17 protein-coding genes are annotated in these 13,007 nt (G+C 70.9%); 8 read left to right on the top strand and 9 right to left on the bottom strand.

Going from position 1 to position 13,007, the window contains the following annotated elements; genetic code table 11:
* Positions 1-4 precede the first annotated feature (4 nt).
* From kdpC to AB4112_RS18540, 3 genes are read left to right on the top strand one after another with little or no spacing between them, the layout of a single operon-like run.
* The gene (gene kdpC, locus AB4112_RS18550) at positions 5-610 is read left to right on the top strand and encodes a potassium-transporting ATPase subunit KdpC (protein ID WP_441721844.1); all 606 of its coding nucleotides are present in this window, start codon (positions 5-7) and stop codon (positions 608-610) included.
* A gap of 12 nt (positions 611-622) precedes the next feature.
* A complete protein-coding gene (locus tag AB4112_RS18545; protein WP_441721841.1) occupies positions 623-3,352 on the top strand; it encodes an ATP-binding protein in 2,730 nt (909 codons plus the stop codon).
* Between the two features lie 3 nt (positions 3,353-3,355).
* On the top strand, positions 3,356-4,075 hold the full coding sequence (locus AB4112_RS18540; RefSeq protein WP_441721838.1) for a response regulator transcription factor: 720 nt from the start codon (positions 3,356-3,358) through the stop codon (positions 4,073-4,075).
* Between the two features lie 262 nt (positions 4,076-4,337).
* Here AB4112_RS18540 and AB4112_RS18535 read toward each other — a convergent pair whose 3' ends face one another.
* Positions 4,338-5,153, bottom strand: a complete 816-nt coding sequence (locus tag AB4112_RS18535; protein WP_441721835.1) for a DUF1194 domain-containing protein — start codon at positions 5,151-5,153, stop codon at positions 4,338-4,340.
* Between the two features lie 279 nt (positions 5,154-5,432).
* Between AB4112_RS18535 and AB4112_RS18530 the strand changes: the two genes are divergently transcribed.
* The 3 genes from AB4112_RS18530 (at position 5,433) to AB4112_RS18520 (ending at position 6,692) form a co-directional block, all read left to right on the top strand.
* Entirely contained in the window at positions 5,433-5,642 is a 210-nt protein-coding gene (locus AB4112_RS18530) for a cold-shock protein (protein ID WP_309793557.1), read from the top strand.
* Between the two features lie 318 nt (positions 5,643-5,960).
* Positions 5,961-6,164 (top strand): 30S ribosomal protein S21, encoded by a 204-nt coding sequence (gene rpsU, locus AB4112_RS18525; RefSeq protein ID WP_309794088.1) that lies wholly within the window; start codon positions 5,961-5,963, stop codon positions 6,162-6,164.
* 237 nt (positions 6,165-6,401) lie between these two features.
* On the top strand, positions 6,402-6,692 hold the full coding sequence (locus AB4112_RS18520; protein WP_309793559.1) for a hypothetical protein: 291 nt from the start codon (positions 6,402-6,404) through the stop codon (positions 6,690-6,692).
* Here AB4112_RS18520 and AB4112_RS18515 read toward each other — a convergent pair whose 3' ends face one another.
* A complete protein-coding gene (locus AB4112_RS18515) occupies positions 6,693-7,661 on the bottom strand; it encodes a quinone oxidoreductase family protein (protein ID WP_441721831.1) in 969 nt (322 codons plus the stop codon).
* Positions 7,662-7,761: 100 nt separating this feature from the next.
* On the opposite strand from AB4112_RS18515, the gene AB4112_RS18510 reads away from it, so the two are divergent.
* Complete coding sequence (locus AB4112_RS18510; RefSeq protein WP_441721828.1) at positions 7,762-8,382, top strand: helix-turn-helix domain-containing protein; 621 nt, start codon at positions 7,762-7,764, stop codon at positions 8,380-8,382.
* A 9-nt stretch (positions 8,383-8,391) separates the two neighbouring features.
* Here the strand turns inward: AB4112_RS18510 and AB4112_RS18505 are convergent, their stop codons facing one another.
* The 3 genes from AB4112_RS18505 to AB4112_RS18495 all read right to left on the bottom strand — a co-directional run bounded on the left by AB4112_RS18505 (position 8,392) and on the right by AB4112_RS18495 (position 10,280).
* Positions 8,392-8,877 (bottom strand): acyl-CoA thioesterase, encoded by a 486-nt coding sequence (locus tag AB4112_RS18505; protein ID WP_441721826.1) that lies wholly within the window; start codon positions 8,875-8,877, stop codon positions 8,392-8,394.
* A gap of 108 nt (positions 8,878-8,985) precedes the next feature.
* Positions 8,986-9,831, bottom strand: a complete 846-nt coding sequence (locus AB4112_RS18500) for a hypothetical protein (RefSeq protein ID WP_441721823.1) — start codon at positions 9,829-9,831, stop codon at positions 8,986-8,988.
* Positions 9,832-9,833: 2 nt separating this feature from the next.
* Entirely contained in the window at positions 9,834-10,280 is a 447-nt protein-coding gene (locus AB4112_RS18495; protein ID WP_441721820.1) for an ABA4-like family protein, read from the bottom strand.
* Positions 10,281-10,354: 74 nt separating this feature from the next.
* On the opposite strand from AB4112_RS18495, the gene AB4112_RS18490 reads away from it, so the two are divergent.
* The gene (locus tag AB4112_RS18490) at positions 10,355-11,005 is read left to right on the top strand and encodes a TetR/AcrR family transcriptional regulator (protein ID WP_309793571.1); all 651 of its coding nucleotides are present in this window, start codon (positions 10,355-10,357) and stop codon (positions 11,003-11,005) included.
* Between the two features lie 6 nt (positions 11,006-11,011).
* Here AB4112_RS18490 and AB4112_RS18485 read toward each other — a convergent pair whose 3' ends face one another.
* The 4 genes from AB4112_RS18485 to AB4112_RS18470 all read right to left on the bottom strand — a co-directional run.
* Entirely contained in the window at positions 11,012-11,941 is a 930-nt protein-coding gene (locus AB4112_RS18485; RefSeq protein WP_309793573.1) for a histone deacetylase family protein, read from the bottom strand.
* Between the two features lie 8 nt (positions 11,942-11,949).
* On the bottom strand, positions 11,950-12,180 hold the full coding sequence (locus AB4112_RS18480) for a sulfurtransferase TusA family protein (RefSeq protein ID WP_309793575.1): 231 nt from the start codon (positions 12,178-12,180) through the stop codon (positions 11,950-11,952).
* Between the two features lie 67 nt (positions 12,181-12,247).
* Positions 12,248-12,616, bottom strand: a complete 369-nt coding sequence (locus AB4112_RS18475) for a DUF423 domain-containing protein (RefSeq protein ID WP_309793576.1) — start codon at positions 12,614-12,616, stop codon at positions 12,248-12,250.
* Positions 12,617-12,716: 100 nt separating this feature from the next.
* The coding region (locus AB4112_RS18470) for a terminase large subunit (protein WP_441721815.1) at positions 12,717-13,007 on the bottom strand (291 nt) is incomplete at its 5' end.

The raw sequence follows: 13,007 nt of genomic DNA, 5'->3' as shown, positions 1-13,007 counted from the left end.
CAAAATGTTGAACCAGATCCGCCCCGCCATCGTGATGATCGTCCTGCTGACCATCATCACCGGCATCGCCTACCCCTTCGCCATGACCGGCATCGCCCAGGGGCTGTTCCCTGCCCAAGCCAATGGCAGCCTGGTGAAGCGGCCCGACGGCACCGTGATCGGCGCCACGCTGATCGGCCAGAACTTCACATCGGACAAGTACTTCCACGGCCGGCTGTCGGCGACCTCGGACACGGATCCGAACGACCCGACCAAGACCATCGCGGCGCCCTACAACGCCGCCAACTCGGCCGGTTCGAACCTCGGCCCGACCAGCCAGGCGCTGGCCGACCGGGTGAAGGGCGACGTCGACGCGCTGGCGGCGCAGGGCATCACCCACCCGCCGGCCGACCTGGTCACCAGCTCGGCCTCGGGCCTCGACCCGGACATCAGCCCGGCCAATGCCGAGACCCAGATCGCCCGGGTCGCCGCCGCCCGCAACCTGCCGCCGGACCAGGTGCGCCAGGCGGTGAGCCAAGCGACCAGCGGACGGCTGCTCGGCCTGATCGGCGAGCCGCGGGTCAACGTGCTGCAGCTCAACATGCTGCTGGACGGCATGAAGGCGTCGTAGTCTCCTGATCCGATGGTAGTCACCGATCGTGCCCCTGATTCAGGATTTGGCGACGATCGGCGCCCCTCGCCGGAAGCCCTGCTCGAGGCGGCCGCGAACACTCGCGGCCGCCTCAAGATCTTCCTCGGGGCGGCGCCCGGCGTCGGCAAGACCTATGAGATGCTGTCCCAAGGGGCGGCCCGGCGCCGCGACGGCGTCGACGTCGTCATCGGCGTGGTCGAGACCCATGGCAGGGCCGAGACCCTGGCGCTGGTCGAGGGCTTCGAGATCGTGCCCCGCCGCCGCGCCGAATACCGCGGCCAGACGGTCGAGGAGATGGACCTCGACGCCATCCTGGCGCGGCACCCCGCTCTGGTGCTGGTGGACGAGCTGGCGCACACCAACGCGCCCGGCAGCCGCCACGCCAAGCGCTACCTCGATGTCGAGGAGATCGTGGACGCCGGTATCGACGTCTGGACCACGCTGAACATCCAGCATGTCGAAAGCCTGAACGACGTCGTCGCCCAGATCACCCGCATCCGGGTGCGCGAGACGGTGCCGGATTCCTGGATCGACGGCGCCGCCGAGATCGAGCTGATCGACCTGACGCCGGAGGACCTGCAGAAGCGGCTGGCCGAGGGCAAGGTCTATGTCCGCGACCAGGCGCGGCGGGCGGTCGACCACTTCTTCAAGCCCGGCAACCTGGCCGCCCTGCGCGAGCTGGCGCTGCGCCGCACCGCCCAGCGGGTCGATGACCAGATGCTGGGCTACATGCGGGCCCATGCCATCACCGGGCCCTGGGCGGCGGGCGACCGCATCATGGTCTGCGTCAGCGAGGCGCGGGGCGGCGAGGCGCTGATCCGCTACGCCCGGCGCATGGCCGACCGGCTGGGCGCGCGCTGGACCGCGGTCTATGTCGAAGGCTCGCGCCACCATCGGCTGGGCGAGGCCGACCGCGACCGCGTCGCCCGCGCCCTGCTGCTGGCGGAGAAGCTGGGCGGCGAGACCGTGACCGTGCCGGCCACCGACATCGTCGCCGAGATCCTGGCCTATGCCCGGCGCAACAACATCACCCAGATCATCATCGGCAAATCCAGCCGTTCGCGCTGGTTCGAGATGCTGCACGGCTCGGTGGTGCACGACCTCGTGCGCAAGGCCGGCACCATCTCGGTCCAGGTGCTGGCCGGGGACGACGCGCCGCCGCTGGGGGCGGAGGAGCGGATCCAGACCCGCCCGGCCGATCCCGGCTTCGACCCGCGGCCCTATCTGGTCGCCGCCATCGGCGTCGCCGTCACCGTGGCCGCGGCCCATGGCGTCGCCGCCTTCGCCACCACCAACAGCATCGCTTTGGTGTTCCTGATCCCGGTGCTGTTCTGCGCCGCGCGCTACGGGCTGGGGCCGTCGATCTTCGCCTCGCTGCTCAGCGTCGTGGCGGTCAACTTCTTCTTCCTGGCGCCGCTCTACAGCCTGGTGATCGCCGACCCCTCCAACGTCACCTCGCTGGTGTTCTTCCTGGTGGTGGCCGTGGTGACCTCGAACCTGCAGAGCCGGGCCCGGCTGCAGGCGCGCGGCGCCGCCGCCCGGGCCAAGGCCACGGCGGAGCTGTACGGCTTCAGCCGCAAGCTGGCGGCGATCGCCTCGTCCGACGACCTGCTGTGGGCTGCGGCCTACCAGATCGCGGCGATGCTGAAGCTGCGCGTGGTCATCCTGATGCCGCAGGACGGGTCGCTGCAGGTGGTCGCCGGCTATCCGCCGGAGGATCGGATCGAGGAGACCGAGCGCGCCGCGGCACAATGGAGCTGGGCCAATGACCGGCCGGCCGGCCGCGGCGCCGACACGCTGCCCGGCGGCAAATGGCTGTTCCTGCCCTGGGGCACCGCCGCCAGCCCGATCGGCGTGGTCGGCATCGACCGCGAGCAGCCCGGGCCGCTGCTGAGCCCGGACGACCAGCGGCTGCTGGAATCGCTGATGGACCAGGCGGCGGTGGCGATCGAGCGGGTGCGGCTGGCCAAGGATGTCGACGAGGTCCGCGTGGTGGCGGAGACCGAGCGGCTGCGCGCCGCCCTGCTGACCTCGATCAGCCACGACCTGCGCACGCCGCTGGCCTCGATCATCGGCGCCATCTCCAGCCTGCGCCGCCACGACGCGGTGCTGGCGCCGGCGGCGCGCGGCGAGCTGATGGAGATGGTGGAGGACGAGGCCGAGCGGCTGAACCGCTTCGTCGGCAACCTGCTGGACATGACCCGGCTCGAATCCGGCGTGCTGCGCCCGAAGCTGGAGGCGGCGGAGGTGGCGGAGATCGTCGGCGCCGCGGCCGACCGCTGCGCCCCGCTGGTGACGCGCCATCGCCTGGGGCTGGACCTCGCGCCCGACCTGCCGCTGTATCTGCTCGACCCGATCCTGCTGGAGCAGGTGCTGGTCAACCTGATCGACAACGCCGCCAAATATGCCCCGGCGGGCACCGCCATCACGGTTTCGGCGCGGGAGGAGAAGGGGCTGGTGATCCGGGTGCTGGACGAGGGCGACGGCATCCCGGAGGACAAGCTGGAGGCGATCTTCGACAAGTTCAACCGCATCCACCATGGCGACAGCGCCCAGGCCGGCACCGGTCTGGGCCTCGCCATCTGCCGCGGCTTCGTCGAGACCATGGGCGGCCGCATCCGGGCCGGCAACCGCGGCGACCGCCGCGGCGCCGTCTTCACCATCACCTTCCCGCCCGACCTGGCCGCGCCGCTGCTGCCCGGCACCTCGATGGGGCTTTAGCCGATGCCGGCCCCACTGCAGACGCCTGCGCCGCATCCGCCCCGCATCCTGATCATCGACGACGAGCCGCAGATCCGCCGCTTCATCAAGATCAGCCTGGCCGCCGACGGCTATGCCCCGATCGAGGCCGCCAGCGGGGCGGAGGGGCTGGAGCGGGTGATCCAGGACCGGCCGGACCTGGTCATCCTGGATCTCGGCCTGCCCGACATGGACGGGCAGCAGGTGCTGAGCCGGATCCGCGAGCTGTCGGCGGTGCCGGTGATCGTGCTGTCGGTCCGGGCCGGCGAGGCGGAGAAGGTCGAGGCGCTGGACCGCGGCGCCAACGACTACGTCACCAAGCCCTTCGGCATCGCCGAGCTGACCGCCCGGCTGCGCGCCACGCTGCGCCGCGGCGGGCAGGAGGAGGGGGCGGTGCAGGCGGTGATCGAGGCCGGGCCGCTGGCGGTCGACGTGCCGCACCGCCGGGTCCGGCTCGATGGGCGGGAGATCAAGCTGTCGAAGAAGGAGTTCGAGATCCTGCGCCTGCTTGCCGCCCATCAGGGGCGGGTGGTGACGCACCAGAAGATCCTGCGCGAGGTCTGGGGCCCGGCCCATATCGACGCCATGCAGTATCTGCGCGTCTATGTCGGCCAGCTGCGCCAGAAGCTCGGCGACGACCCCGCCCGGCCGCATCTGATCGCGACCGAGGCCGGGGTCGGCTACCGCCTGGTGGTGGAGGGGTAGAGCCGGATGATTTTGGATCAGGTCACGCTAAAAAGGCTGCACTTGGCGTGGCCTCTCCCGCTTGCGGGGGAGGTCGGAGACGCGAAGCGGCTCCGGGTGAGGGCTCTTTGTCGAGGCCGGGACCAACCCTCACCCGGCCTCGCTGCGCGATGAGCAACCGGTCGGAAGGCAACCATATCAACCGATACGCTTTTCGCGTCCCGCCCGCGCATCCGACTCGCCGCAAGGCGACGCAGGACGTAAGGAGGGTGGGAAATGCGGGCTAACGCTGGTCGTCGTCCATCCAACGCGGCCGGGTCTTCTCGCCGATCATGCAGTCGCTCGGGACCGCCTGCGCCGGGATGAAGGCGGCCGGCACCACCCGGGGCGCGGCGCCTGCGATCTCCAGCACCAGCTTGCGGCGGATCGCCTCGGCGAACTGTGCCGTGGTGCGGACCGCCACGGTGAAGGCCCCGGGGCCGCCGATCACGCAGTCGCGGTAATAGGCGTCGAGCTGGTCGGGCTCCGGCAGCCCGCCGAAGCCGCCGCGCTTCAGGATCACCGGCAGGCCGTTGATGGTGATGCCCTGGGCCAGCGCCTCGGCGCGGGCGCCGGCCACCGGGGCGCCGGTGTTGTTCGGCCCGTCGCCGGAGATGTCGATGGCCCGGCGGATACCCTCGAAGCCGTTGCGGTCAAACAGCCCGGCGGAGAACGCCAGCGCACCGGAGATCGAGGTGCCGCGCCGCATCACCGTGCCGCTGGCCTGGGCCAGCTCGGCCGCCGCCGCCCGCGCCGCATCCGGCCCGTCGATCACGCGCCAGGGCAGGATCACCGCCTGCGACAGGGCGCCGGCCCATTCGACATAGGTGATGGCGATGCGGCCGTTGACGCCGGAGGTGATGGCATGGATCACCTCGGGATGGGTCAGGGCGCTGACGTAGCCGTCGCGCTGCAGCGCCTGCTCGTCCTCATCCATCGAGCGCGAGACATCGACCGCGAGCACCAGCTCGAGGTCCACCGGCACCTCCTGCGCCGTGGCCGTCGCCGCCGGCAGGGCGAGGGCCAGAACCAGTTCAAGGCCGAGCATGCCGAGGCGCATTCCAGTCCCCCCTCGCAAGCCGCTTCGCTCCCCTGATGTGGGCACTCTTCGGCCCCGGCGCCATGGTCCGGGGCCCCCTCGATTCAAGCCATCGGCGTCCGCCGCTTGCAAAACCGCTTCCACGAGATTAAATAGTCGCCGTGAGATTCGCTTTGGTTTGGTCCGCCCCGCCTGCTCGTACCGAGCTCTGGACCCCGTTCCCAACCATAATCGAAGATTGTTCCGGCATGCGCGTCTGCATGCCGGTTTCGACCATTGTGCAATAAGGAGCGCACAGAAATGGCAACTGGCACCGTTAAGTGGTTCAACAGCCAGAAGGGCTACGGCTTCATCCAGCCGGAGAACGGCGACAAGGACGTGTTCGTCCACATCTCCGCGGTCGAGCGCGCGGGCCTTCACAGCCTCAACGAGGGGCAGAAGGTCAACTACGAGCTCGAGACCGACCGCCGCACCGGTAAGGTGTCGGCCGGCAATCTCCAGGAAGTCTGAGCCGGACCAGGGCAGCCGCAACCGCGGCCGCCCTTCTAGCGCACCGGGCCGGACCCCTCGAACCGAGGGTGTCCGTGTCCGCGATGATCCGGGTTCAATTCGGAGCCCGGCGTACCAAGAACAAGAAATGAAGACCCTACAGAACAAGAAACCGTCCCGCTTCGCGCGTCATGCGATGCCGAAGCATCCTTCCAATCCCGTGCGGCATCCGCCGCGTCCGTCGGAACTGTCCCGCCGCGAAGTTCGTCGAATCGTTCTCGACATTCTCGGCTGAATGGCGTAGTCCCGCCCAACCTCTTTGAAGAAAGGCCTATGCCGATGCAGGTGTTCGTCCGCGACAACAACATTGACCAGGCGCTCCGCGTCCTCAAGAAGCGGATGCAGCGCGAAGGCATCTTTCGCGAGATGAAGCAGCGTCGGAGCTACGAGAAGCCGTCTGAGCGCCGTATCCGTGAAGAAGCCGAAGCCGTTCGGCGGCAGCGCAAGGCGCTGCGCAAGCGGATGCAGCACCAGGGCTACTGATCCCGGACGCGAGGCAGGCCTGTCCGGCCTTTGCATCGCGGCCGGACTCGGGCTCTGAAATGCGACGAGGGACCAGAGTCCCTCGTTTTGGTCGAAAGACTGGGGGCGTTGCCCCTCGTCTGGTTGATGGACCGGGGCCTGGCCCCGGTTACGATTGACAGGGGTGCCTCCGGCGCCCCTTTCGTCGTTGCGCCCTTCTGCTTGCAACAGATCGATGGCATCACGGGAGATCGACCGATGGATGTGGCAGCCTTGCGACGCTCGCTGGCCGACGACCGGCCGCCCGCTTCCCTGACGCCCCCGCTCGCCGCGCTGTGGTGGGATGCCAAGGGCGACTGGGCCAAGGCCCATGGCTGCGTCGACTCGGAAGACGGGTCGGACGCGGCCTGGGCCCATGCCTATCTGCACCGCAAGGAAGGCGATCTCGGCAATGCCGGCTACTGGTACCGCCGGGCCGGCCGGCCGGTCTCGGCGCTGAGCCTGGACCAGGAATGGGCCGAGATCGCCGCCGGCCTGCCGGCTGCCTGATCAGGCGGCCGGGATCAGCACCACCTTGCCCATGACGCCGCGGCTCTGCAGCCGCCGGTGCGCATCGGCGCCATTGGCCAGCGGGAAGGTCTCGATCTCCGGCCAGGCGACCTCGCCGGACCGCAGCGCCGCGAACAGCGCGGCCGACCGCTGCAGGCGGCTGTCCCGGCTGTCGAGATGGTCCCACAGGTCGCCGCCGACCAGCGTCTTCGTCTGCTCCATCAACGGGCGCGGATCGATCGGCGGCGGATTGCCGCCGGCCATGCCATAGGCCACCACCGTGCCGCGCGACCGGGTGGCCGCGAGGCTGTCCGCCAGGGTGGTGCCGATGGAATCATAGGCCACGGTCACCCCGCCGCCGGTCAGCTCGCGCACGGTGCCGACCCAGTCGCCGTCATAGGTCAGGCTGTGGTCGGCGCCCTTGGCGGCGGCGAAGGCGGCCTTGGCCGCGGTCGAGGTCAGCGCGATCACGGTGGCGCCGCGCGTCTTCGCGAACTGCACCAGGATCTGGCCGACGCCGCCGGCCGCGGCATGCACCAGCACGGTGTCGCCGGGCCGGATGGCGTGGCTGTCCTGGGCCAGGTACTGCGCGGTCAGGCCCTGCAGCAGGATGGCGGCGGCCTGGACATGCCCGACATCGTCCGGCAGCGGGATGGCGTGGTCCACCGGCACGGTGACCCGGGTGGCGTTGGCGAAGGGCACGTCGGCGAAGCCGATGCGATCGCCGACCCGGATGCCCCCGACGCCCTCGCCGATCGCGACCACCTCGCCCGACCCCTCGTAGCCGGCAATATGCGGCGGCGTCCCGGCCAGCACATAGTTGCCCTGGCGGCGGTAGATGTCGGCGAAGTTCAGCCCGATCGCCTTCATCGCCAGCTGCACATGGCCGGGCGGCACCGCCGGATCCGGCAGCCGCCGCATCTCCAGCACCTCGGGCCCGCCGAAGCGGTCGAACACCAACGCATCCATCTGCTGTCTTTCCCGTGGAATCGTGGGATGGTGGTCATCCCCTATGATGGAATTTTCCACTATAGTGGATTTTGGTCAAGCGAGACGTGCGGACGGGACGATGCCTCTGTTGAACATCCAGCGCGCCGGTGATGCCAACCGGGCGGGCCCCGGCGGCGCCGCGCCCGCCATTGCGCTGGGCGAGACGGTGAAGCGGCTGCGGCTGGCCCGCGGCTGGACGCTGGAGGAGGCGGCGGGCCGCACCGACCTGTCGCGCTCGGCCCTGTCGAAGATCGAGCGCAACGAGATGTCGCCGACCTTCCAGGCGATGCAGAAGCTGGCGCGCGGCTTCGCCATCGAGCTGGTCGAGCTGTTCGGCGAGGCGTCGTCGCCGCTGCGCGGCCGCCGGATCGTGGCCCGGGCCGGGGAGGGGGTGTCGACCGACACGCCGAATTATGGCCTGCGGCTGTTCACCAGCGAATTGAAGAACGCCGCCTTCCTCGCGGTCGAGGTCACGGTCCGCGCCCGCTCGCTCGACGCCTTCGAGGATTGGGAGCGGCACGACAGCGACGATTTCCTGTATGTGCTGGCCGGCGGGATCACGCTGTTCACCGAACATTACGGCCCGGTCGATCTCGGCCCCGGCGACGCCGTGTATTTCGACGCCCGGATGGGCCACGCCACGATCGCCACCGGCGAGAGCGAGGCGCGGGCGCTGTGGGTCACGGCGCCGGCACGGTAGCCGGGGGCCTCAGTGGCCCGCGGGCCGGTCGGCGATCGGCCGCGGTTTTCCGGCCGCGTCCAGGGCGACGAAGGTGAATTCGGCGGAGGTCACCTTCATGCGGTCGCCGAGGCCGGCGCGCAGGACCCAGACCTCGATGTGCAGGGTGAGGGAGGTGCGGCCGAGCCGGGCAAGATCGGTGTAGCAGCACACGACGTCGCCGACCTTGACCGGGTGCAGGAAGGCCATGTCGGTGGCGGCGACGGTGACGACGCGCGCCTGGGCATGCCGGATCGCGGTCATGGCGCCGGCCTCGTCCATCAGCGACATGATCCAGCCGCCGAAGATGTCGCCGGACGGGTTGGCATGGGCCGGCATCGCCAGCGTGCGCGCGGCAAGCTCGCCGCGCGGCGCGGTCTCATCCGGCAGGGTGGTCAGGTATTCGGCCTCGGTCGAGGTGTAGGGCCACATCGGGTACCATCCAGGGTGATGCGGCGTTTCCTTCCAAGGCGGCATGCTGCGGCTCTTGTGTGCGATGCAGCATGCTTTTCGCCAAATCCAATCTTCGCCGTGATTTGGCTATGCTGCACTGCAATATCAAGGGGCTTCGATCCCCGGCGCCGGTCACAGGCCGATCAGCGGCCGGCCCTGCATCGCCTGGGCCAAGGCGGCGAGGGTGAGCAGGACATAGAGGGCCGACACCGCCCAGACCGCCAGCCGCGCCTGCCGCGGGATCGCCGCGACCAGGCCGGCGCCGGCCAGCGGCAGGATCTGCTGGGCGTGGATGCCGAGGAAATGGGGCACCCGCAGATCGCCCCCGCTGGTCGACCAGCCGAGCAGCGGCAGCCCGGCATCCGTCGCGGCCCCGACCGCGTGGCCGCCATGGGCGGAGATGGCGATGCCGGCCCCGGCGCCGAGCACGAAGGTCAGCCCCAGCCCCAGCACGACGGCCAGGCGCAGCGCCGGATGCAACCCGCTGCCGTGGCGGGCGATCTCGCGGGCCAGCGGCAGGGTGGTCGCGGTCAGGGCCAGGGCCCCGATCCCCATCAGCGCGAACATGACCGCATGGAAGGGGGTGGATTCGTTGAAATGCGAGGCCTGGCCCAGCGCCCCCTGCAGGGTGATGTAGCCCAGCTCGAACCCGCCGGTCGCGATGACGGTCCAGCGCACGGTGCGGACCGGCGCCGCGTGGCGCCGCGCCTCCGGCAGGTCGCCGATGAACCAGGCGCTGGTCAGGGCGAACAGCCCGACCGAGAGCAGGAACTTGATCGGCTTGGCCCAGACGCTCTCGCCGTGCAGCTGGCGCGCATCGAATGCCCAGGCCAGGCCGAGGGCCACGGCGATCGCCAGCAGGGCCAGGCCGAAGCCGGCCAGCACCGGGTCGCGGCGCCGGACGGCGTGGAGCAGGGCGAGCGGCGCCCGCAGCAGGCTACGTCGCGGGGTGGGCAGGGCGGTGGTCGCGGCGGCCATGGTCATGCCTCCGCCGCGAGGGTGGGCGCGCGGCGGCGGAAGCCGGCCCGCAGCAGGGCGAAGGCCAAGAGGCCGATCGGGCCGAACAGGAAGGTCAGGGCGAAGCAGGGGATCAGCAGCAGATGGGGCAGCCCGGCGCGCTCCCCCTCCCGCGCGATCCAGCCGCCGACGAACAGGTCGAAGGCGAGGTAGTGCAGCCAGCCCGCCACCAGCATGCCGGGCGAATCGAACAGGGCGCGCACCGCGGCGATCGAGCCATATCCGCCTTGGGCCGAGCCCCAGCTGATGCCAACCAGGCCGAGATAGGCGGCAGCGAAAAGCAGCGGCACGGCGAGGCTGGCGGCGGCCCGCAGCCGGGCCTTGTGGCGCGGCAGCAGCGGGGCGGCGGCCAGCGCCAGCCACCCCAGGATCGCGAGCATGTTGCCGCCGCGGAACAGCAGATCGAGCATGGCTTTCATCCTAATCTGAACATCGTTAAGATCAGACGTTAGCATCGAATCTAAACAGTGTAAAGTTTGAGTCCATGACGGATGAGACGTCGGAGGCCGCGGCGCCGCGGCAGCCCTACCACCATGGCGACCTGCAGCGGGCGCTGATCGCGGCGGCCGAGGCGATCCTGATCGAGCGCGGGGTCGAGGGCTTCACTTTGCGCGAGGCGGCGCGCCGGGCCGGGGTGTCGGCCGCCGCGCCGGCGCATCACTTCGGCAGCGCCGCGGGGCTGCTGACCGAGGTGGCGGTGCTGGGCTTCGAGACGCTGACCCGCTACCTCCGCGAAGGGGCAGAAAGCGGCGGCGTCGACCCGGCGGCCCGGCTGCGCGGGCAGGGCATCGGCTATATCCGCTTCGCCCGGGCGCATCCGGCGCGGTTCCTGCTGATGTTCCGCAAGGATCGGCTGAGCTGGGAGGACGGGCGCCTGCGCGCCGCCGGCCAGGCCGCGTTCGCCGAGCTCGAGGACGCGGTGCGGGCCTATCGCGGCATCGCCGCGGGCCAGCCGCTCGACCGCGCCGCCCTCACCACCGTGCTGGCCGCCTGGTCGACGGTACACGGCTTCGCCCATCTGGCGCTGGACGGCAAGTTCGACGGGATCGGCGCGGCGGCCGGCGGCGTGACCGCCGAGGACCTCCTGCCGGAGATGCTGGCCGGCCTGTGGCCGACGCGCGCCGATCCGGCCTGAGAGGCCTCAGCCGGTCATCAGCGCCTGGACATGGGCGGCGGCGGACAAAGCGAGGCCGCGCAGGTCGTAGCCGCCCTCGAGGGTGGAGACGACCCGGCCGTCGCAATGCCGGTCGGCCAGCGCCATGATCTCCAGCGTCGCCCAGGCGAAATCCGCCTCGACCAGCTCGAGATGGGCCAGCGGATCGCGGCTGTGGGCGTCGAAGCCGGCCGAGATCAGCACCAGCTCCGGCGCGAAATCGTCCAGCGCCGGCAGCACCACCCGCTCCATCGCCCGGCGGAAGGCGACGCCGCCCGATCCCGGCGGCAGCGGCGCGTTGACGATGTTGCCGGCGACTCCGGTCTCCTCCGCGTCGCCGGTGCCGGGATACAGCGGCGACTGGTGGGTCGAGGCGTAAAACAGGTCCGGCTCGGACCAGAAGATGTCCTGGGTGCCGTTGCCGTGATGGACGTCGAAATCCACCACCGCGATGCGGCTGAGGCCATGGACCATGCGGGCGTGCATCGCCGCCACGGCGACGCTGTTGAACAGGCAGAAGCCCATGGCCCGCGCGGTCTCGGCATGATGTCCCGGCGGCCGCACGGCGCAGAAGGCGTTGCGCGCCTCGCCGGCCAGCACCGCGTCGACCGCGGCGCAGTTGGCGCCGGCGGCGCGCAGCACCGCCTGGCCCGAGCCGGGCGACAGGATGGTGTCGCTGTCGATCGACCGCAGCCCCTCGGTCGGCACCGCGGCCAGCAGCCGGCGGACGAAGCCCTCGGGATGGGCGCGGGCGATCTGCTCGATCGTGGCCTCGGGCGCCTCGCGCCGCTGCAGCAGGGCGAAGCGCTCCTCCTCCAGCGCCGCCAGCACCGCCCGCAGCCGGTCCGGGCGCTCGGGATGGCCGGGGCCGGTGTCGTGGCCGATGCAGGCCGGATGGGTGAAGAGCAGCGTGTCCATGCCCTGTCTTATCCTGCCTTGCGGATGCTGTAGCGGGTGACGCCGTCGGGCTCGTCGGTGACCGCCACCAGGACATGGCCGGTGGCGTCGCAGAAGGCCGGGAAATCGCGGCGGGCGGCCACGTCGGTGGCGCGCACGTCCAGCACCTGGCCCGGCGCCAGGCCCTGCAGCGCCTTGCGCGCTTTCAGCACCGGCATCGGGCAGATCAGGTCGCGGGCATCGAGGTCGAGGTCGGCCATGGCGTCCCGGGGAATGATGACGGGCCGAGCCTAGCGCGCGCCGCGGCCCGGACTCAACGCCTGCGGTTCAGCTTTCCGTCAGGCGGAAGGCGGCGAGGGCGGCCAGGGCCCAGCCCAGGATCAGCAGCACCCCGCCGATCGGGGTGATGGCGCCGAACCAGCGCGGTGCGCCGAAGGCCATCAGATAGAGGGTGCCGGAGAAGATGGCGGCACCGACCAGGAAGGCCCAGCCGGCCCAGCGCAGTGGCCCGGGCAGGCCGACCAGGGCGAGCGCCAGCAGCGCCGCGGCATGGACCAGCTGGTACTGCGCCCCGGTGTGCACCCAGCCCAGCCGCTCCGGCGCCGCATCGGCCATGCCATGCGCGGCGAAGGCGCCCAGCGCCACCGCCACCATGCCGTGCAGCCCGGCCCCGATCAGAAGCACCCGGTCGATCATCCCCGTCTCCGCCGTCAGCGACTCCGCCGCACCATACCGGCAATCGCCGGGCCGGGGTCAACCGGCGGCGGTGTCGCGCCGCCTCCATCGCTTCCCCCGGTCACCGCCGCAGCCCCGACCCCACCCAGTCCAGGCTGGTGTCGTAGGTGCCGTGGCGGCGCTGGCCTTCGAGGGCGTAGCGCAGGGCGTCGATGGCGTGGTTCTCGCGGTCCTCCAGCTCGGGCAGGATCTCGCCGCTGCGCGGGTCGGTGCGCCAGCTGTAGAGCGCCAGCTCGTCGACCAGGTGGCGGCACCGGGGATGCACCACGATGTCGTGGCTGAGCAGGAACTCGACGCCCTCCTTGACCGACCCTGGTCCCTTGGCCGCCGCCCGCAGCCGGGGGAAGCCGTG

Origin of the sequence: Inquilinus sp. 2KB_23, assembly GCF_052115705.1 — a bacterium.
In the GTDB taxonomy this organism is placed as follows: domain Bacteria; phylum Pseudomonadota; class Alphaproteobacteria; order DSM-16000; family Inquilinaceae; genus Inquilinus; species Inquilinus ginsengisoli_A.
This window is presented reverse-complemented; position numbering and strand designations above follow the sequence as displayed.

What these genes read in the sequence shown, in the direction of transcription:
- AB4112_RS18485 (WP_309793573.1), bottom strand. Translation starts at nt 11,941, where the DNA reads ATGGACACGCTGCTCTTCACCCATCCGGCCTGCATCGGCCACGACACC.
- AB4112_RS18490 (WP_309793571.1), top strand. Translation starts at nt 10,355, where the DNA reads ATGACGGATGAGACGTCGGAGGCCGCGGCGCCGCGGCAGCCCTACCAC.
- AB4112_RS18545 (WP_441721841.1), top strand. Translation starts at nt 623, where the DNA reads ATGGTAGTCACCGATCGTGCCCCTGATTCAGGATTTGGCGACGATCGG.
- AB4112_RS18475 (WP_309793576.1), bottom strand. Translation starts at nt 12,616, where the DNA reads ATGATCGACCGGGTGCTTCTGATCGGGGCCGGGCTGCACGGCATGGTG.
- AB4112_RS18535 (WP_441721835.1), bottom strand. Translation starts at nt 5,153, where the DNA reads ATGCGCCTCGGCATGCTCGGCCTTGAACTGGTTCTGGCCCTCGCCCTG.
- kdpC (WP_441721844.1), top strand. Translation starts at nt 5, where the DNA reads ATGTTGAACCAGATCCGCCCCGCCATCGTGATGATCGTCCTGCTGACC.
- AB4112_RS18500 (WP_441721823.1), bottom strand. Translation starts at nt 9,831, where the DNA reads ATGGCCGCCGCGACCACCGCCCTGCCCACCCCGCGACGTAGCCTGCTG.
- AB4112_RS18495 (WP_441721820.1), bottom strand. Translation starts at nt 10,280, where the DNA reads ATGCTCGATCTGCTGTTCCGCGGCGGCAACATGCTCGCGATCCTGGGG.
- rpsU (WP_309794088.1), top strand. Translation starts at nt 5,961, where the DNA reads ATGCAGGTGTTCGTCCGCGACAACAACATTGACCAGGCGCTCCGCGTC.
- AB4112_RS18520 (WP_309793559.1), top strand. Translation starts at nt 6,402, where the DNA reads ATGGATGTGGCAGCCTTGCGACGCTCGCTGGCCGACGACCGGCCGCCC.
- AB4112_RS18515 (WP_441721831.1), bottom strand. Translation starts at nt 7,661, where the DNA reads ATGGATGCGTTGGTGTTCGACCGCTTCGGCGGGCCCGAGGTGCTGGAG.
- AB4112_RS18530 (WP_309793557.1), top strand. Translation starts at nt 5,433, where the DNA reads ATGGCAACTGGCACCGTTAAGTGGTTCAACAGCCAGAAGGGCTACGGC.
- AB4112_RS18510 (WP_441721828.1), top strand. Translation starts at nt 7,762, where the DNA reads ATGCCTCTGTTGAACATCCAGCGCGCCGGTGATGCCAACCGGGCGGGC.
- AB4112_RS18540 (WP_441721838.1), top strand. Translation starts at nt 3,356, where the DNA reads ATGCCGGCCCCACTGCAGACGCCTGCGCCGCATCCGCCCCGCATCCTG.
- AB4112_RS18480 (WP_309793575.1), bottom strand. Translation starts at nt 12,180, where the DNA reads ATGGCCGACCTCGACCTCGATGCCCGCGACCTGATCTGCCCGATGCCG.
- AB4112_RS18505 (WP_441721826.1), bottom strand. Translation starts at nt 8,877, where the DNA reads ATGCCGCCTTGGAAGGAAACGCCGCATCACCCTGGATGGTACCCGATG.